Below are 18,436 nucleotides of genomic sequence, written 5' to 3'. Positions count from 1 at the left end.
GACGGCTGCGGCATCGAGGTGCGCGTGCGCGCCGTCGGTGGCCAGCAGGTAGACCTCGCCGGCCTCGGCCTCCCAGCAGCGGTAGTCGATCTCGACGTTGGGGCCCGCGCCCAGCGCGCGGCCCAGGTACGACTCCACCGACGAGACATGCACGCGGTGGTCGTCGGTGAGCTGCTCGAGCGCGCTCGCGTGCACGCGGTAGATGCGCGCATCGCCCACGTGCAGCAGGTGCAGCTCGCGGCCCTTGAGGATCAGCGCGCTGAAGGTGCAGACGTAGCCGCTGTCCTTGTCGAAGCGCGCGTCGCTGCGCATGGTCTGCGCATGCAGCCAGGAGTTGGTGGCGCCCAGCACGCGCTGCGCCGCGCGGCGCACCGACCAGGCGTCGGAGGTGGCGTAGTAGTCCTCGAGGAAGCCGCGCACGGCGGCCGCGCTCGCGACCTGGCTCACGCGGCTCGAGCCGATGCCGTCGGCCAGCGCGAGCGCGATGCCCTTGGCGGCGCGCTGCGGCCCCTCGGGCAGCATCGCGCCATGGAAGTCCTGGTTGACCGCCGACCCGACGCCGGCCAGCGAGTGCTGGCCCAGCGTGACGCGCGGCGGGCGCCCGGCGGCCATGGAGGTGCGATCAGCCCGCGACGCGCTTGGGCGCCGTCTTGTAGTGCGTGGCGTAGAGCGTGAGGCCGACGAAGCTCAGGCCGCCGACCAGGTTGCCGATCACGGTGGGCAGCTCGTTCCAGATCAGGTAGTCCATCAGCGTGAACTTGCCGCCGAGCATCAGGCCGGTGGGGAACAGGAACATGTTGACGATCGAATGTTCGAAGCCCATGTAGAAGAAGATCATCACCGGCATCCACATGCCGATCGCCTTGCCCGAGACGGTGGTCGACATCATGGCCGCGACCACGCCGGTCGACACCATCCAGTTGCACATCACGCCGCGGATGAACAGCGTCAGCATGCCGGCCGCGCCGTGCGCGGAGTAGCCGACCGTGCGGCCCTCGCCGATGTGGCCGAGCCGCTCGCCGATGGCGTTGGGCGCCTCGCTGAAGCCGAAGGTGAAGATGATCGCCATGAACACCGCGACCGTGAGCGCGCCCGCGAAATTGCCGACGAACACCAGTCCCCAGTTGCGCATCACGCCGCCCCAGGTGGCGCCGGGGCGCTTGTCGAGCACGGCGAGCGGCGCCAGGGTGAAGACGCCGGTCAGCAGGTCGAAGCCCAGCAGGTACAGCATGATGAAGCCGACCGGGAACAGCATCGCGCCGACCAGCGCATTGCCGGTGTTGACCGTGATGCTGACCGCGAAGGCCGCCGCCAGCGCGAGGATGGCGCCGGCCATGTACGAGCGGATCAGCGTGTCGCGCGTGGACATCAGCAGCTTGGATTCGCCGGCATCGACCATCTTGGTGACGAACTCGGCGGGGGCTAGATAGGCCATGGGGATCCTTGGAAAAAAATGAAAATGCCGATGAATGGGCGCGCGGCTCAGGCCAGCGCGACGAGCACGCGGCCCTCGTGCTCGCGCACCGCATGCGCGCGCACCGAGTGCTCGGGCGCCTCGAGGCATTCGCCGCTGCGCAGGTCGAAGTGGTTCTTGTAGAGCGGCGAGGCGACCACGACACGGTCGCCGAGGCTGCCGATCAGCCCGCGCGAGAGCACGCTGGCGCCGGCCTTCGGGTCGACGTTGTCGATGGCGTAGAGCGTGGCCTCCTGGCCGACGCGGAAGATCGCCACGTGCACGCCCTCGACCAGCGCGCACACGCCGGTGTCGGGCAGGATGTCGGTGGCCGCGCACACGGCGGTCCAGTGCAGGTCTTGCTGGGTCATGGGGCTTCCTCTTAGGTTGTCGTTCTTCAGGCCATCGAGACGTCGACCGCCTCGGCGCGCTCCTCGGCGCGCGCCGGCCGCTTCTGGCCGCGCTCGCTCACGAACACGATGTGCTCGTCGGGCTTGTCGCTGTTGACGAAGGAGCGGAAGCGCTGGCGCGTGGCCGGGTCGTTGACGGCGGTCTTCCACTCGCACTGGTAGGTGTCGACCACGGCCTGCATCTGGGTCTCGAGCTCGGCATTGAGGCCCAGCGTGTCCTGCAGCAGCACGCCCTTGAGGTAGTCGAGGCCGCCCTCGAGACTCTCGCGCCAGGTGCTGGTGCGCTGCAGCCGGTCGGCGGTGCGCACGTAGAACATCAGGAAGCGGTCGATCAGGCGGATCAGCTCGGCCTTCGACAGGTCGCTCGCGAGCAGCTCGGCATGGCGCGGCTTCATGCCGCCGTTGCCGCAGACGTAGAGGTTCCAGCCCTTGTCGGTGGCGATCACGCCCACGTCCTTGCCCTGCGCCTCGGCGCATTCGCGCGTGCAGCCCGAGACGCCGAACTTGATCTTGTGCGGCGCGCGCAGGCCCTTGTAGCGGTTCTCGAGCTCGACCGCGAGGCCCACGCTGTCGTCCACGCCGTAGCGGCACCAGGTCGAGCCGACGCAGCTCTTCACCGTGCGCAGCGACTTGCCGTAGGCATGGCCCGACTCGAAGCCGGCCGCGATCAGCTCCTCCCAGATCGCGGGCAGCTGCTCGACGCGCGCACCGAACATGTCCACGCGCGCGCCGCCGGTGATCTTGGTGTAGAGGCCGTACTTCTTCGCCACCTGGCCGACCGCGATCAGCCCGTCGGGCGTGACCTCGCCGCCCGGCATGCGCGGCACCACCGAGTAGGTGCCGTCCTTCTGGATGTTGCCGAGGAAGTAGTCGTTGCTGTCCTGCAGCGCGGCCAGGTCCTTCTTGAGCACGAACTCGTTCCAGCACGAGGCGAAGATGCTCGCGGCCACGGGCTTGCAGATGTCGCAGCCCAGGCCCTTGCCGTGCTTGGCGAGCAGGTCGGCGAAGCTGCGGATCTCGCCCACGCGGATCAGGTGGTAGAGCTCCTGGCGCGAGTAGGGGAAGTGCTCGCAGAGGTGGTTGTCGACGGCCATGCCGCGCCTGGCCATCTCCATCTTCATGACCTGCGTGACCAGCGGCACGCAGCCGCCGCAGGTGGCGCCGGCCTTGGTGCAGGCCTTCATCGCGGCCGGGGTGCAGGCGCCCTGGCCCACGGCCTCGCAGATCTGCCCCTTGCTGACGTCGTTGCACGAGCAGATCTGCGCGCTGTCGGGCAGGGCCTCGACGCCCAGTCCCGGCTTGGCCTTGCCGTCGCTCGAGGGCAGGATCAGGAACTCGGGATCTTCCGGCAGCGCGATGCCGTTGAGCGCCATCTGCAGCAGGGTGCCGTATTCGGCGGCGTCGCCCACGAGCACCGCGCCGAGCAGCAGCTTGCCGTCCTCGCTGACGACGATCTTCTTGTAGACCTTCTTGCGCTCGTCGATGAACTGGTAGGCGCGCGACTTCGGCGTCCTGCCGTGCGCGTCGCCGATGCTCGCCACGTCCACGCCCATCAGCTTGAGCTTGGTGCTCATGTCGGCGCCGGTGAAGGCGGCCTCGTGCTCGCCCGCGATGTGGCGCGCCGCCACGCGCGCCATGTCGTAGCCGGGCGCGACCAGGCCGAAGGTCTGCTCGTTCCACGAGGCGCATTCGCCAATGGCGTAGACGTTGCGGTCGCTGGTGCGGCAATGGTCGTCGACCGCCACGCCGCCGCGCGGGCCCACGGCCAGCAGGCACTGGCGCGCGAGCTCGTCGCGCGGGCGGATGCCGGCCGAGAACACGATCATGTCGGTCTCGAGGTAGCTGCCGTCGGCGAACACCATGCGGTGGCGCGCGGCGGCACCGTCGACGATCTCCACCGTGTTGCGGCCGGTGTGCACGTGCAGGCCCAGCGCCTCGATGCTCTCGCGCAGCGCGCGGCCGCCGCCCTCGTCGACCTGCACCGCCATCAGCCGCGGCGCGAACTCCACCACGTGGGTCTCGAGGCCCATGTCGCGCAGCGCCTTCGCGCATTCGAGGCCGAGCAGGCCGCCGCCCACCACCACGCCGCTGCGCGAGCGCGCGCCGCATTCCTTCATCGCCTCGAGGTCCTCGATGGTGCGGTAGACGAAGCAGTGGGGCCGGTCGCGGCCCGGCACCGCGGGCACGAAGGGGAAGGAGCCGGTGGCCAGCACCAGCTTGTCGTAGGCCACGACCTCGCCGTCGGCCGTGGTGACCGTGTTGTTGCGGCGCTCGACCGCCACCGCGCGCGCGGCCAGGCGCAGCGTGAAGCCGCTGCGCTCGAAGAAGCCGGGCTCGACCAGCGAGAGGTCTTCGGCCGTCTTGCCCGCGAAGAACTCGGACAGGTGCACCCGGTCGTAGGCCGGCCGCGGCTCCTCGCACAGGACGGTGACTTCCGCGCCGGGAATGCCGAGCGCGTGGAGCTGCTCGAGGAACTTGTGGCCGACCATGCCGTGGCCGATGACTGCGATTTTCATGCTGAGGTCCTGCGGGGGCAGCCGGTCCTCGGATGCAGGCCACCGGGGCTGTCGGGGCGACAGCGGCAGGAGGCCTCCGCGACGGAACGGATGCGAATAATCGGATGGACAAACGAATCCGGCGGCTCATCGCCATCGGCTCGCTCGAACCCCGCCGTCGTTAGCGGAGGCACTGCGGACCCACCCAGGCCGGGAGGTCCGCGATGGGGTCGAGCAATATCCATGCCGCCGAAAAAGAGCGGTGGCGGCCCGTGCGCGCACCGCAATCGCACCCAAAGTGGCGCGGCCGCGGTGCGGCGCTGTCCGCATTGGTGCGGTGCCCGAAAGGGTGGCCGCGCGGCCGCGGCGCCGGGCCCCGGGGCTTTTTCGTATGCTCGGGTGCCTGCAACGCGGGGCGCACGCCCCCACGAACTCCGAAGACAACAGCCATGTGCGGCTCCGAACTCCATTCCCTTCCCGACGGTGTCCAGCGCGTCGCGCGCGTGCTCCAGGACGCCGGCCATCCGCATGCGCCGCGCATGCTCGACGACGCCTGCCGCACCGCGCAGCAGGCGGCCGACGCGCTCGGCATCGCGGTCGGCCAGATCGCCAAGAGCATCATCTTCCGGCGCAAGAGCGACGAGGTCGCGGTGCTGGTCATCACCTCGGGCGACCGGCGCGTCGACGAGAAGAAGGTCGACGCGATCGTCGGCAAGACCGGCCGCGCCGACGCCGACTTCGTGAAGGCGCGCACCGGCTTCACCATCGGCGGCGTGTCGCCCGTGGGCCATGTGACGAAGCCGGTGGTGCTGATCGACCGCGAGCTGTTCCGCTTCGAGGAGATCTGGGCCGCCGCGGGCCATCCGCATGCGGTGTTCCAGCTGCGCCCGCACGACCTCGAGACGCTCACGGGCGCGCCGGTGGCCGACGTGGTGGTGGCCGCGGCGTGAACATCGCCGAAGCGCAGGCCCTGGCCGACCGCGCCGCGGAGCAGCGGGGGCTGGCCGAGCCGGTGCCCTCGCCCTGCAGCTCGGTGTGCCGCATGGACCGGCTCAGCGGCTTCTGCGAGGGCTGCCTGCGCACCATCCCCGAGATCGCGGGCTGGAGCCGCATGGAGGACGACGAGCGGCGGCAGGTCTGGCGCGCGATAGAGTGGCGGGCCCGGGCCGGCATCTGGCGGGCTCCGGCCATCGGAGACATCGACGCATGAAGCACATCGACTTCTACCTGGACTTCATCTCGCCCTATGCCTACCTCGCGTTCGAGCAACTGCCGCAAGCGCTCGAGGGCCTGAGCTACAGCGTGGACTACCGCCCGGTGCTGCTGGGCGCGGTGCTCAAGGCGCACGGCCAGCTCGGGCCGGCCGAGATTCCCGCCAAGCGCGGCTGGACCTACCGCCACGTGCTGTGGCTGGGCCACCAGCACGGCATCGAGATCGCGATGCCGGCCTCGCACCCCTACAACCCGCTCGCGCACCTGCGGCTCGCGCTCTCCACCTGCGACGACGGCCGCGTGAGCCGGCTGGTGGCCGAGACCGTCTTCCGCCACGTCTGGCGCGGCGGCCTCGAGGCGGCCGATCCCGCGCGGCTGGCCGCGCTCACCGCGCAACTGCAACCGCGTCGCGATGCCGGCAGCGACGAGAGCAAGGCCCTGCTCCAGCGCAACACCGCGGACGCGGTCGCGCTCGGCGTGTTCGGCACGCCGGCCTATGCGGTCGACGGCCGGCTGTTCTGGGGCTTCGACGGCCTCGCGATGCTGCGCGCCTACCTCGCGGGCGATGCCTGGTTCGATGGCCCGCAATGGGCCGAGGCCGACCAGCGTCCGGCCCTGCTGCGCAGCAGCAAAAACTGAGCATCTTCAGCAGCTACGCTGCATTTCTTACAGGCTGAAACGTGCGTCGAGGGTTTCACCTTAATCCGTAAGCGCCCGTTCAGTTTCGCGAAAGGCTCGGGTCAGTCGCGCCTCCAAGAATGCCCCACGGTCCCGAATTCGGGCGCCGCATGAACGCATACACAGGAGACGATCAATGGCAGCCACACTAGATTCACGGGGAGTGCCGCATCCGGCCCCCCGGCCCATGTCGGCGGAGGAGAAGAAGGTCATCTTCGCTTCTTCGCTGGGAACCGTGTTCGAGTGGTACGACTTCTACCTCTACGGTTCGCTCGCGGCGATCATCGCGAAGCAGTTCTTCAGCGGCCTCGATGCGGGCGCTGCCTTCATCTTCGCGCTGCTGGCCTTCGCGGCCGGTTTCCTGGTGCGTCCGTTCGGCGCCATCGTGTTCGGCCGGCTCGGCGACATGATCGGGCGCAAGTACACCTTCCTGGTCACGATCCTGATCATGGGCCTGTCGACCTTCATCGTCGGCCTGCTGCCCAGCTACGCGACCATCGGCGTCGCGGCGCCGGTGATCCTGATCGCGCTGCGCATGCTGCAGGGCCTCGCGCTCGGCGGCGAGTACGGCGGTGCCGCCACCTACGTGGCCGAGCACGCGCCGCACGGCAAGCGCGGTGCCTACACCTCGTGGATCCAGACCACGGCCACGCTCGGCCTGTTCCTGAGCCTGATCGTGATCCTGGGCGTGCGCGAAGGCCTGGGCGAAGCGGTGTTCAACGACTGGGGCTGGCGCATTCCATTCCTCGTCTCGATCCTGCTGCTGGGCATCTCGGTGTGGATCCGCCTGTCGCTGTCGGAGTCGCCCGCGTTCCAGCGCATGAAGGCCGAGGGCAAGACCTCGAAGGCGCCGCTGGCCGAATCCTTCGGCGAGTGGAAGAACCTCAAGATCGTGATCCTGGCGCTGGTGGGCCTGACCGCCGGCCAGGCCGTGGTCTGGTATTCGGGGCAGTTCTACGCGCTCTTCTTCCTGACCGCGCAGCTCAAGGTCGATGCGACCACCGCCAACCTGATGATCGCCGCCGCGCTGCTGCTCGGCACCCCGTTCTTCGTGATCTTCGGCACCCTGTCGGACAAGATCGGCCGCAAGCCGATCATCATGGCCGGCTGCCTGCTGGCCGTGGTGACCTACTTCCCGGTCTTCAAGATGCTGACCGAGGCCGCCAACCCCGACCTCGCCAAGGCCCAGGCCACGGCCGGCGTGACCGTGACCGCCGACCCCGCGACCTGCTCGTTCCAGGGCAACCCCGTGGCCCGCGAGATCGACTTCCGCAGCTCCTGCGACATCGCCAAGCGCTACCTGGTGCAGAACTCGGTGAGCTATGAGAACGTGGCCGGCGCGCCGGGTTCGAAGGCCGTCGTGAAGATCGGCGACAAGACGGTGGAAGCACCGATCGGCAACGTCGTGAACCTCAAGTTCGACGAGACCTCCGCCAAGGAGATCGCCGCCTTCAAGAAGGGCGTGGCCGAGGACCTGAAGATCGCGGGCTACCCGGCCAAGGCCGACCCCGCGAAGATGAACAAGCTGCTGACGGTGCTGCTGCTGTTCTGGCTGGTGCTGCTGGTGACCATGGTCTACGGGCCGATCGCCGCGATGCTGGTCGAACTGTTCCCCACGCGCATCCGCTACACCTCGATGAGCCTGCCGTACCACATCGGCAACGGCTGGTTCGGCGGCCTGCTGCCGACCACGGCCTTCGCCATCGTGGCCTCGACCGGCAACATGTACAACGGCCTCTGGTACCCGATCATCATCGCGGGCATCACGCTGGTGATCGGCACACTGTTCATCCGCGAAACGAAGGACGTGGACATCTACGCCCACGACTGAGCGCCACGGCGCCGATGAAAGGAGGGCGCCGCGCGCCCTCCGTTCAACAAAGAGGCTTCATGCCGACCCTCGGCATGAGGCCTTTTTCTTGAACCCCGCATTACCCATCTCAGGAGACAGAACCCATGTGGAAAATCGCAGTCGGCTTCGCCATCTTCGCGGCCATCGCGCTGTACGTGATCTCGAAGGCCGGCGACAAGGTCGACATGTCGGGCGAGAAGCACGGCGTGGAAGTGCACGAGCCGGCGCCTGCTGCACCGGCTGCCGCCGCGAGCGCGCCGAAGTAAATCTCCGAAGCGCTGCCTAGCGCTTGAAGCGGCCGTCGCTCACGATGGAGAGGTCGACGTATTCGATGCCGGTGTGATCGGTCGGCGAAAACGAGATGTCGAGCCCGCCGCCCGGGTCGTACTGGAAGGCATTGAGCGTGGCCAGCAGCCGCGCGCGCGTGGGCTTCGGCCCGGTGCGGCGCAGCGCCTCCACCAGCACCTTGGTCGCCACGAAGCCTTCGAGCAGCGCGGGCGACAGGTCTTCCTGGCCCTTGGCCTTGGCGAGCGCCAGGGCCTCCTTGATCAGCGGATTGCCGAACGAGCGCTCGTAGGGGAACACCTGCGTGATGATCACGCCGCGGCTCGCGCTGCCGAGGTCCTTGATGAAGCCCGAGGCCGCGTTGTTCGACAGCGTGACCACCTGCGCGGCCGAGCCCGCGGCGCGCAGCGCCTTCACGCCGTCGGACACCGAGGTGCCCGAGCCGATCCACAGCACGGCCTGCGCATTGGCCTCGACGAGCTTCGGCACGATGGCCGCGAAGTCGGGCTTGTTGCGGTCGGCCAGCGCGATCACCACGGGCTTGAGGTTGGCCTTCTCGAAGCCGCGGTTCGCGCCCTCGAGGCCGTCCTTGCCGAAGGAATCGTCGGCCTGCACCACCGCGATGCGCTGGATGCCCGTGGTCTGCAGGTGCACCACCGCCTTCTCGGCCTCGCGCTGGTAGGTGGAGCGCACGTTGAAGATGTTCTTCTGCACCGGCTTGTGCAGCGCCATCGCGCCGGTCGACGGGCCGACCAGCGGCACGCCGTGCTTGTCGAGCAGCGGGATCACCGCGAGCGTGTTGGGCGTGCCGCGGTTGAGCAGCAGCGCGACCACCTTCTTGTCCTCGATCAGGATGCGCGAGTTCTCGAGCGAGCGCTTGGCATCGAGGCCGTCGTCCATGCGGATGACCTCGATCTGCTCGCCGTTGATGCCGCCCTGGGCATTGACCTGGTCGATGACCAGCTGCGAGCCCATGATCGTCTCCTTCACGCTGGCCGCCACCGGTCCCGACAGGTCGGCCGACTGGCCGATCACGATCTGGGCCGAGGCGCCGGTCGCCGCGAGTGCGAGCAGCAATGCGGCGGCGCGCAGGCGCGGGATCCTTTTCTTCTTCTTCATCGACAAAACCTTTCCCGTCGGGATTCGTGTCCATGTCAGCAAATGCAATTATGTGTAGCTAGACGTGACATACGATTCCTCGTGCAAACCCTGTCAAACCGTTGTTTGCAAAAGCAAAAAGCCGGGCACTGGGCCCGGCTTCGTCGAGAGGGAAAGGCGGCGCTTCAGCGCTTGAAGCGGCCCTCGCTGATGATCGAGAGGTCGGCGAAATCGATGCCGCTGTGGTCCTGAGGCGTGTAGCTGATCTCGAGGCCGCCGAGGTCGTAGTCGCGCAGGCCGTCGAGAGCGGCCACCACGCGGGCGCGCGTGGGCTTGGGGCCGGCGCGGCGCAGCGCCTCCACCAGCACCTTGGCCGAGGCGAAGCCCTCGAGCGCCGCGGGCGAGAGTTCGTTCTGGCCCTTGGCCTTCGCGAGCGCTATCGCCTCCTTCACCATCGGGTAGCTGATCGAGCGTTCGCTCGGGAACACCTGCGTGACCACCACGCCGCGGCTGGCCTCGCCCAACTGCTTGATGAAGCCCGAGGAGGCGTTGTTCGACAGCGTGACCACCTGCGCCGCCGAGCCGGCCGCGCGCAGCGCCTTGATGCCCTCGACCACCGCGCTGCCCGAGCCGATCCACAGCACCGCCTGCGCCTTGGCCTGGACGATGGCGGGCACGATGGCCGCGTAGTCGGGCTTGTCGCGGTCGGCCGGCACGGTGGCCGCGGGCTGGGCCTTGGCCTTGCCGAAGCCGGTCATCGCGCCCTCGAGCGCATCGGCGCCGAAGGAGTCGGTCACGTGCACGACCGCGATGCGCACCATGCCGATGGTCAGCAGGTGCTGCACCGCCTTCTCGGCCTCGCGCTGGTAGGTGGCGCGCACGTTGAACACGTTCCGCTGCACCGGCTTGTGCAGCACCATCGCGCCGGTGGAGGGCCCGATCAGCGCCACGCCGTGCTTGTCGAGCCAGGGAATGATGGCCTGCGAGTGCGGCGTGCCGCGGCTCATGAAGAGCGCGAGCACCTTCCTGTCCTCGATCAGCGCGCGGCCGTTCTCGCCCGCGCGCTTGACGTCGAAGCCGTCGTCGAGCCGGACCACCTCGATCTTCTCGCCGTGCACGCCGCCCTGCGCATTGGCGGCATCGATCACCAGCTGCGCGCCGCCGATGGTCTCGTTGACGCTGGCGGCCACCGGGCCGGTCATGCCGGCGGTCTGGCCGATCAGGATCTGCGCCTGCGCGGGCAGCCAGACCAGCGCGCCGAGCGCGATCAGGGCCGCGCGCAGGCGGCCTTGCTTCTTCGTCATGTGTGCTCGTCCCTTCTTTTGCGATGGCGCGGCCACCGTTGCAAACCAACGCCTTATTTGTTTCTAAAAGTATTAAATCCACCATTCGGACAAACCCCTGCGCGGCCACCGTCCTTACGGAGAGGTGCACCGGCGCGTCATGGACCACTCCCTAGAATGTTTGCCCCACCCCCAAGGCACTCATGACACAGGGCTCCATCCGCATCCGTGGCGCACGCCAGCACAACCTCCAGAATCTCGACCTCGACATCCGCACCGGCGAGATGACCGTGGTCACCGGGCCCAGCGGCTCGGGCAAGTCGAGCCTCGTGTTCGACACCCTGTACGCCGAGGGCCAGCGGCGCTACGTCGAAACCTTCTCCGCCTACGCCCGCCAGTTCCTCGATCGCATGGACAAGCCGGCGGTCGACAAGGTCGAGGGCGTGCCGCCCGCGATCGCCATCGACCAGACCAACCCGGTGCGCTCCTCGCGCTCCACGGTCGGCACGATGACCGAGCTCAACGACCACCTGAAGCTGCTCTATGCGCGCGCGGCCGACCTGTTCGACCGCGAGACGGCGCTGCCGGTGCGCCACGACTCGCCCGACAGCATCTATGCGCAGATCGTCGAGCGCGCAGCGGCCGCGGGCGATCCGCGGCTGGTCGTGACCTTCCCGGTCGAGCTGCCCGCGAGCACCACGGCCGACGAGGTCACGCAGTGGCTGTCAGCCAGCGGCTTCACGCGCGTGCAGGCCGAGCGCGAGGTGGCCACGCCCACCGGTCCGCGCAAGGTGCTCGACGTGGTGGCCGACCGCTTCCGCGCCTCGAGCGCCGAGCGCTCGCGCGTGGTGGAGGCGATCGAGGTCGCGCTCAAGCGCGGCAGCGGGCGCGTGACGGTGCATGCGACGGGCGCCGAGGAGAACGCCGTGGCCGACGTGTGGAAGTTCTCGACCGGCCTGCACTGCCCCGAGAGCGACATCCGCTACGGCGATCCGATCCCCTCGATGTTCTCGTTCAACTCGGCCGTCGGCGCCTGCGACACCTGCCGCGGCTTCGGCCGCGTGATCGGCGTCGACCTCGGCCTCGTGATCCCGAACGACAAGCTCACCCTGCGCGCGGGCGCGATCAAGACCATCCAGACCCCGGCCTGGAAAGAGGCGCAGGACGACCTCATGCGCCACGCCGAGGCCGCCGGCATTCCGCGCGACACGCCATGGAACAAGCTGACCGCCGAGCAGAAGCACTGGGTGATCGAGGGCACGCCCAACTACAAGGAGGGCAACTGGAACAAGCAGTGGTACGGCATCCGCCGCTTCTTCGGCTACCTCGAGAGCAAGGCCTACAAGATGCACATCCGCGTGCTCTTGTCGAAGTACCGCAGCTACACGCCGTGCCCCACCTGCGCGGGCGCGCGGCTCAAGCTCGAAAGCCTGCTGTGGCGCATCGGCAGCAAGGAAGACGCCGACGCGGTGCTGCCGCCCGAGAAGCGTTTCCTGCCGGTCGGCGTGAAGTGGACGCGCGCCCAGCTCGAGGCGCTGCCGGGCCTGTGCCTGCATGACCTGATGCTGCTGCCGATCGAGCGGCTGCGCCAGCTGTTCGACCGCATGACGGCCGGCGGCATCGCCACGGCCGGCGAGGCGCAGCGCTCGAGCGCGGCCGGCGAGGTCCAGGCGCTCAAGCTGCTGTTCGAGGAGATCACGACCCGGCTGCGCTACCTGCACGACGTCGGCATCGGCTACCTCACGCTCGACCGCCAGAGCCGCACGCTCAGCGGCGGCGAGGTGCAGCGCATCAACCTCACGACCGCCCTCGGCACCTCGCTGGTCAACACGCTGTTCGTGCTCGACGAGCCCAGCATCGGGCTGCATCCGCGCGACATGAACCGCATCACCGAGGCCATGCTGCGGCTGCGCGACGCGGGCAACACGCTGGTGGTGGTCGAGCACGACCCGGCCGTGATGCTCGCGGCCGACCGCGTGATCGACATGGGCCCGGGCCCCGGCGCGCGCGGCGGCCAGATCGTGTTCGACGGCAGCACCGACGCGCTGCGCGATGCCGACACGCTGACCGGCCAGTACCTGGGCGGGCGCAAGAAGATCGGCATGGGCTTCAAGCGGCTGGTCAGCGAGAACACGCACCGGCTCATCCTCGAGGGCGTGCGCGAGCACAACCTCAAGGACATCAGCGTCGAGTTCCCGCTCGCGCGCCTGGTCTGCGTGACCGGCGTCAGCGGCTCGGGCAAGTCGACGCTGGTGCAGGACGTGCTCGCGCCCGCGCTGATGCGCCACTTCGGCAAGGCCACCGAGACGCCCGGCGCGCACGACCGCCTGCTCGGCGCCGACCACCTCGGCGACGTGGTGTTCGTCGACCAGTCGCCGATCGGCAAGACCGCGCGTTCCAACCCCGCGAGCTACGTCGGTGCCTGGGACGCGATCCGCGAGATCTTCGCCACCGCGCCGATCTCGCGCCAGCGCGGCTACACCGCGAGCAAGTTCAGCTTCAACTCGGGCGACGGCCGCTGCCCCACCTGCGGCGGCTCGGGCTTCGAGCACGTCGAGATGCAGTTCCTCTCCGACGTCTACCTGCGCTGCCCCGACTGCGACGGCAAGCGCTACCGGCCCGAGATCCTCGAGGTGCGCATCGAGCGCCACGGCAAGAGCTACAACGTGGCCGACATCCTCGAGCTGACCGTGGCCGAGGCCGCGGCGCTGTTCGATGCCGACCGCGACGTGCTGCGCGTCTTGCAGCCGATCTCCGACGTGGGCCTCGACTACGTGAAGCTGGGCCAGCCCGTGCCCACGCTGTCGGGCGGCGAGGCGCAGCGCCTCAAGCTCGCGGGCTTCCTGGCCGAGGCCGCCAAGGGCGCGACCTCGAGCAAGCAGGCGGTGGCGCGCAAGGGCACGCTGTTCCTGTTCGACGAGCCCACCACCGGCCTGCACTTCGACGACATCGCGCGGCTCATGCGCGCGCTGCGCAAGCTGCTCGACGCCGGCCATTCGCTGATCGTGATCGAGCACAACCTCGACGTGATCCGCGCCAGCGACTGGTGCATCGACCTCGGCCCCGAAGGCGGCGAGGGCGGTGGCCAGGTGGTGGCCGAGGGCACGCCCGAGCAGCTGCGCGAGAACCGCGCCTCGCTCACGGGCGCCGCGCTGGCCGACTACGAGCTCGCGATCGGCCCGGGCGCCTACAAGGTGGCCGAGCGCGCGGCGCGCCGCTACATCGCGCAGGCCAAGAAGGCGCCGGGCGCCGACGCGGTCGAGATCGTGAACGCGCGCGAGCACAACCTCAAGAACCTCAGCGTCAACATCCCGCGCGGCAAGTTCAGCGTGGTCACGGGCGTGAGCGGCTCGGGCAAGTCCACGCTGGCCTTCGACATCCTGTTCAACGAGGGCCAGCGCCGTTATCTCGAATCGCTCAACGCCTATGCGCGCAGCATCGTGCAGCCCGCGGGCCGGCCCGAGGTCGATGCCGTCTACGGCATTCCGCCGACGGTGGCGATCGAGCAGCGCCTGTCGCGCGGCGGCCGCAAGAGCACGGTGGGCACCACCACCGAGGTCTGGCACTTCCTGCGCCTGCTGTTCGTGAAGCTTGGCGTGCAGCACTGCGTGAAGGACGGCGCGGCCGTGCAGCCGCAGACGCCCGACAGCATCGCGGCGCAGCTGATGCGCAACTTCAAGGGCCAGCACATCGGCCTGCTCGCGCCGCTGGTGAGCAACCGCAAGGGCGTCTACACCGAGCTGGCCGACTGGGCGCGGCCGCGCGGCTTCACGCACCTGCGCGTCGATGGCGACTTCCTGCCGACCGCGGGCTTCCCGCGCATCGACCGCTTCAAGGAGCACAGCATCGAGCTGCCGGTGGCCAGCCTCGACGTGCTGCCCACGAACGAGAACCAGCTGCGCGAGGCGCTCACGAAGGCGCTCGAGCACGGCAAGGGCGTGGTGCACGTGCTCAGCGAGATGGATGGCCTGCGCGCCGCCATGATGGCCGGCGTGACGGCCGCGGGCATCGGCCGCGTCAGCGTGTTCTCGACCTTGCGCGCCTGCCCGGTCTGCAGCACCAGCTACGCCGAGCTCGACCCGCGCCTGTTCAGCTACAACAGCAAGCACGGCTGGTGCCCCGACTGCGTGGGCACCGGCGTCAAGCTCAGCAAGGAACAGCGCAAGATCTTCGACGACTCGGTGATGGCCGACGACCAGAAGGGACGCGAGCAGACCTTCGCCGAGCCCGACGCCGAGGACGTGGGCGACGTGGCCTGCCCAACCTGCAAGGGCACGCGGCTCAATGCGACCGCGCGCGCGGTGCTGTTCGGCGGCGGCGCGGTCCATGCGCATGCCGGCACGCCGGGCTGGGGCGAGGGCGGCATCGGCATCACCGAGCTCGCGCGCATGAGCGTGACCGACATCCGTACCTGGTTCGAGAACCTCTCGCTCTCGGGCCGCGAGGCCGAGATCGCGCGCGACCTGGTGCCCGAGATCAAGAGCCGGCTCGAATTCCTCGAGGAAGTGGGCCTGGGCTATCTCACGCTCGACCGCGGCGCGCCCACGCTGTCCGGCGGCGAGGCGCAGCGCATCCGGCTCGCGGCGCAGCTCGGCAGCAACCTGCAGGGCGTGTGCTACGTGCTCGACGAGCCGACCATCGGCCTGCATGCGCGCGACAACCGCATCCTGCTCGACGCGCTGCACAAGCTCGGCGACAAGGGCAACACGCTGGTGGTGGTGGAGCACGACGAGGACACGATCCGCCGCGCCGACCACATCATCGACATCGGCCCGAGCGCCGGCAAGCGCGGCGGCCGCCTGGTGGCGCAGGGCGCGGTGGCCGACATCGAGCAGGCCGCCGAGTCGCAGACCGGCCGCTACCTGCGCGACGCGATCAAGCATCCGCTGCAGGCGCGCCGGCTCATTCCCTCGCCCGACCCGAAGGCGCCCGACAACGGCCAGTGGCTCACGGTGCGCGGCGCCGACATGCACAACCTGCAGGACGTGACGGTCACCGTGCCGCTGCAGCGGCTGGTGGTGGTCACCGGCGTGAGCGGCTCGGGCAAGTCCACGCTCGCGCGCGACGTGCTGCTGGCCAACGTGCAGGCGGTGGTGCAGCAGCGCAGCACCAAGGCCGGCCGCGACGCCGATGCCGCGGGCAAGCGCCCGGCCTGGGCCGGCTGCAAGGGCGTCGAGGGCTACCAGAGCGTGGACCGCGTGCTCGAGGTCGACCAGACCCCGATCGGCAAGACGCCGCGCAGCTGCCCCGCGACCTACATCGGCTTCTGGGACACCATCCGCAAGCTGTTCGCCGACACGCTCGAGGCCAAGGCGCGCGGCTACGGCCCGGCGCGCTTCAGCTTCAACACCGGCGAAGGCCGCTGCCCGGCCTGCGACGGCGCGGGCGTGCGCACCATCGAGATGAGCTTCCTGCCCGACGTGAAGGTGCCCTGCGAGGTCTGCCACGGCGCGCGCTTCAACCCCGAGACGCTGGCCGTGAGCTGGCGCGGCAAGAGCATCGGCGACGTGCTGCAGATGGAGGTGGACGAGGCGGTCGAGTTCTTCGCGAGCATGCCGAACATCAGCCATCCGCTGCAGCTGCTCAAGGACGTGGGACTCGGCTACCTGACGCTGGGCCAGCCTTCGCCCACGCTGTCGGGCGGCGAGGCGCAGCGCATCAAGCTGGTGACCGAGCTCAGCAAGGTGCGCGACGACATCACGCGCCGCGGCCAGAAGGCGCCGCACACGCTCTACGTGCTCGACGAGCCGACCGTGGGCCTGCACATGGCCGACGTCGAGAAGCTGATCCACGTGCTGCACCGGCTGGTGAACGGCGGCCACAGCGTGGTGGTGATCGAGCACGACCTCGACCTGATCGCCGAGGCCGACTGGATCGTCGACCTCGGGCCCGAGGGCGGCAACGGCGGCGGCCGCGTGGTGGCGGCGGCGGCGCCCGAGGAGGTGGTGCGGCTGGGCACGCACACGGGCGTGGCGCTGGCACCGGTGCTGGCGCGCTGAGGCCTTCTTCGCCCGGCACCAACGCCGGACGGTAGCCCCGAACCGTCGGGCGCGGGGGCTTGCCCCTGCGCTCGACGCGGTCGGGGTCTGGGGCCTCGCCGCGGCCGCGCGCGCGGCGCAGAATGGCTTCGAACCCTTGGCGCAGGCGCTCATCCTGGACCCGCCATGGTGGAACGGATCGGGTGCGGCGCCGGCCGGGGCTCGCAAGGAGTCCTGCCATGACCCGCTTCATCGATGTCCACAGCCTCGTGCGCCTGGTCGACGACACCGGCGTGCCGCAGTTCCTGGGTGCCCTGGCCGATGCGCTGCGCGACGACTTCCTGCGCTGGCGCGAGTTCGACAAGAAGGCCCGCGTGGCGAGCCATTCGCACCTCGGCGTGATCGAGCTGATGCCGGTGGCCGACGACGGCGCCTATGCCTTCAAGTACGTCAACGGCCATCCGCACAACACCGCGGTGGGGCTGCCCACCGTCATGGCCTTCGGCGTGCTCGCCGAGGTCGACACCGGCTACCCGGTGCTGCTGTCCGAACTCACCCTCACCACCGCGCTGCGCACCGCCGCCACCTCCGCCATGGCGGCGCGCGCGCTCGCGCGGCCCGGCTCGCGCAGCCTCGCGCTGATCGGCAACGGCTCGCAGAGCGAGTTCCAGGCGCTGGCCTTCCATGCGCTGCTGGGCATCGAGGAGGTGCGCGTGTTCGACATCGACCCGCATGCCACCGACAAGCTGGTGCGCCATCTCTCTGCCTGTTCGCCGATGGAGATCGTGCGCGCGCATTCGGTGGCCGAGGCGGTGCGCGGCGCCGACATCGTGACCACCGTCACCGCCTACCAGGGCCATGCGACGGTGCTCGAGCCCGGGATGATCGAGCCCGGCATGCACATCAACGCGGTGGGCGGCGATTCGCCCGGCAAGACCGAGCTCGACCCCGGCGTGCTGCGCGGCGCGCGCGTGTTCGTGGAGTACGAGCCGCAGACCCGCGTCGAGGGCGAGATCCAGCAGCTGGCGGCCGACTTCCCGGTGCACGAGCTCTGGAAGGTGCTGCTCGGCGAGGTGCCGGGCCGCGAGCGGCCGGACCAGGTCACGGTGTTCGATTCGGTCGGCTTCGCGCTCGAGGACTACACCGCGCTGCGCTACATCCACCAGCTCGCCATCGAGCGCGGCGTGGGCCGGCAGATCGCGCTGGTGCCCGAGCTCGACGATCCCAAGGACCTGTTCGGGCTCACGGCCGCGGGCCGGCGCCGGGCCGTGCTGCGGCGTGCGGCATGATGGGCGGCTGTCCAGCCACGGCGCCCGCCGCCGACCCCGTTCCATGCTCACCATCTACAACGACCGGCACGCACTCCACCAAGGCAAAGTCGAGATGTTCCGCGGCGAGCTCGTGCCGTGCTTCGAGGTGCCGGCGCGCGCCGACCACGTGAAGGCCGAGATCGAGCGCCGCGCGCTCGGCCCGCTGCTCGCACCCGATGCGCTGCCCGACGCACTGCTCGCCAAGGTGCATGCGCCGCGCTACCTCGACTTCATCGCCGGCGCCTGGGACGAATGGGTGGCGCTCGATCCCGCCAATGCCGAACGCGACGCGCTGCCCTCGTACTGGCCCACGCGCGGCATGCGCACCGACGTGCTGCCCGCGAGCTTCCCCGCGCGCCTGGGCCTGTTTGGCTTCGATGCC

Annotated in this window: 13 protein-coding genes and 1 pseudogene; 8 read left to right on the top strand and 6 right to left on the bottom strand. The window is 69.5% G+C overall.

The window, feature by feature from the left end:
• The 4 genes from AC27VN_RS11345 to nirB all read right to left on the bottom strand — a co-directional run.
• Positions 1-612, bottom strand: a 612-nt coding sequence (locus AC27VN_RS11345) for a PP2C family protein-serine/threonine phosphatase (protein WP_490876599.1), incomplete at its 3' end; no start/stop codon positions are given.
• A 10-nt stretch (positions 613-622) separates the two neighbouring features.
• Positions 623-1,435 (bottom strand): formate/nitrite transporter family protein, encoded by an 813-nt coding sequence (locus AC27VN_RS11340; protein ID WP_093348160.1) that lies wholly within the window; start codon positions 1,433-1,435, stop codon positions 623-625.
• A gap of 47 nt (positions 1,436-1,482) precedes the next feature.
• A complete protein-coding gene (nirD, locus tag AC27VN_RS11335; protein WP_490876598.1) occupies positions 1,483-1,824 on the bottom strand; it encodes a nitrite reductase small subunit NirD in 342 nt (113 codons plus the stop codon).
• A gap of 26 nt (positions 1,825-1,850) precedes the next feature.
• Complete coding sequence (gene nirB, locus AC27VN_RS11330) at positions 1,851-4,379, bottom strand: nitrite reductase large subunit NirB (protein ID WP_490876597.1); 2,529 nt, start codon at positions 4,377-4,379, stop codon at positions 1,851-1,853.
• Positions 4,380-4,807: 428 nt separating this feature from the next.
• Here nirB and AC27VN_RS11325 point away from each other — a divergent pair, with 428 nt between their 5' ends.
• The 5 genes from AC27VN_RS11325 to AC27VN_RS11305 all read left to right on the top strand — a co-directional run bounded on the left by AC27VN_RS11325 (position 4,808) and on the right by AC27VN_RS11305 (position 8,366).
• Positions 4,808-5,308, top strand: a complete 501-nt coding sequence (locus tag AC27VN_RS11325) for a YbaK/EbsC family protein (protein WP_057590723.1) — start codon at positions 4,808-4,810, stop codon at positions 5,306-5,308.
• Entirely contained in the window at positions 5,305-5,568 is a 264-nt protein-coding gene (locus AC27VN_RS11320; protein ID WP_490876596.1) for a DUF1289 domain-containing protein, read from the top strand. The genes AC27VN_RS11325 and AC27VN_RS11320 overlap by 4 nt, the downstream gene beginning before the upstream one ends.
• A complete protein-coding gene (locus AC27VN_RS11315) occupies positions 5,565-6,209 on the top strand; it encodes a 2-hydroxychromene-2-carboxylate isomerase (RefSeq protein ID WP_490876595.1) in 645 nt (214 codons plus the stop codon). The genes AC27VN_RS11320 and AC27VN_RS11315 overlap by 4 nt, the downstream gene beginning before the upstream one ends.
• 175 nt (positions 6,210-6,384) lie before the next feature.
• Positions 6,385-8,079 carry an MFS transporter gene (locus AC27VN_RS11310; RefSeq protein WP_093348143.1) on the top strand — a complete coding sequence of 565 codons (1,695 nt, stop codon included), beginning with the start codon at positions 6,385-6,387 and terminating at the stop codon, positions 8,077-8,079.
• Between the two features lie 125 nt (positions 8,080-8,204).
• Positions 8,205-8,366 carry a hypothetical protein gene (locus AC27VN_RS11305; protein ID WP_172705265.1) on the top strand — a complete coding sequence of 54 codons (162 nt, stop codon included), beginning with the start codon at positions 8,205-8,207 and terminating at the stop codon, positions 8,364-8,366.
• A 16-nt stretch (positions 8,367-8,382) separates the two neighbouring features.
• Here AC27VN_RS11305 and AC27VN_RS11300 read toward each other — a convergent pair whose 3' ends face one another.
• Together AC27VN_RS11300 and AC27VN_RS11295 are read right to left on the bottom strand one after the other, a co-directional pair.
• Positions 8,383-9,504 carry an ABC transporter substrate-binding protein gene (locus tag AC27VN_RS11300; protein WP_296793741.1) on the bottom strand — a complete coding sequence of 374 codons (1,122 nt, stop codon included), beginning with the start codon at positions 9,502-9,504 and terminating at the stop codon, positions 8,383-8,385.
• Positions 9,505-9,668: 164 nt separating this feature from the next.
• Positions 9,669-10,787, bottom strand: coding sequence for an ABC transporter substrate-binding protein (locus AC27VN_RS11295; protein WP_490876594.1), 1,119 nt, complete (start codon positions 10,785-10,787; stop codon positions 9,669-9,671).
• Between the two features lie 182 nt (positions 10,788-10,969).
• On the opposite strand from AC27VN_RS11295, the gene uvrA reads away from it, so the two are divergent.
• The 3 genes and pseudogenes from uvrA to AC27VN_RS11280 form a co-directional block, all read left to right on the top strand.
• Positions 10,970-16,765 (top strand): excinuclease ABC subunit UvrA, encoded by a 5,796-nt coding sequence (uvrA, locus tag AC27VN_RS11290; protein WP_490876593.1) that lies wholly within the window; start codon positions 10,970-10,972, stop codon positions 16,763-16,765.
• Between the two features lie 218 nt (positions 16,766-16,983).
• The gene (ocd, locus tag AC27VN_RS11285) at positions 16,984-18,033 is read left to right on the top strand and encodes an ornithine cyclodeaminase (protein ID WP_093348135.1); all 1,050 of its coding nucleotides are present in this window, start codon (positions 16,984-16,986) and stop codon (positions 18,031-18,033) included.
• Positions 18,034-18,076: 43 nt separating this feature from the next.
• Positions 18,077-18,436: pseudogene (locus AC27VN_RS11280) on the top strand (histone deacetylase family protein); the annotation flags it as partial.

The organism is Variovorax sp. 20P10.2.4, assembly GCF_058244205.1.
This window is presented reverse-complemented; position numbering and strand designations above follow the sequence as displayed.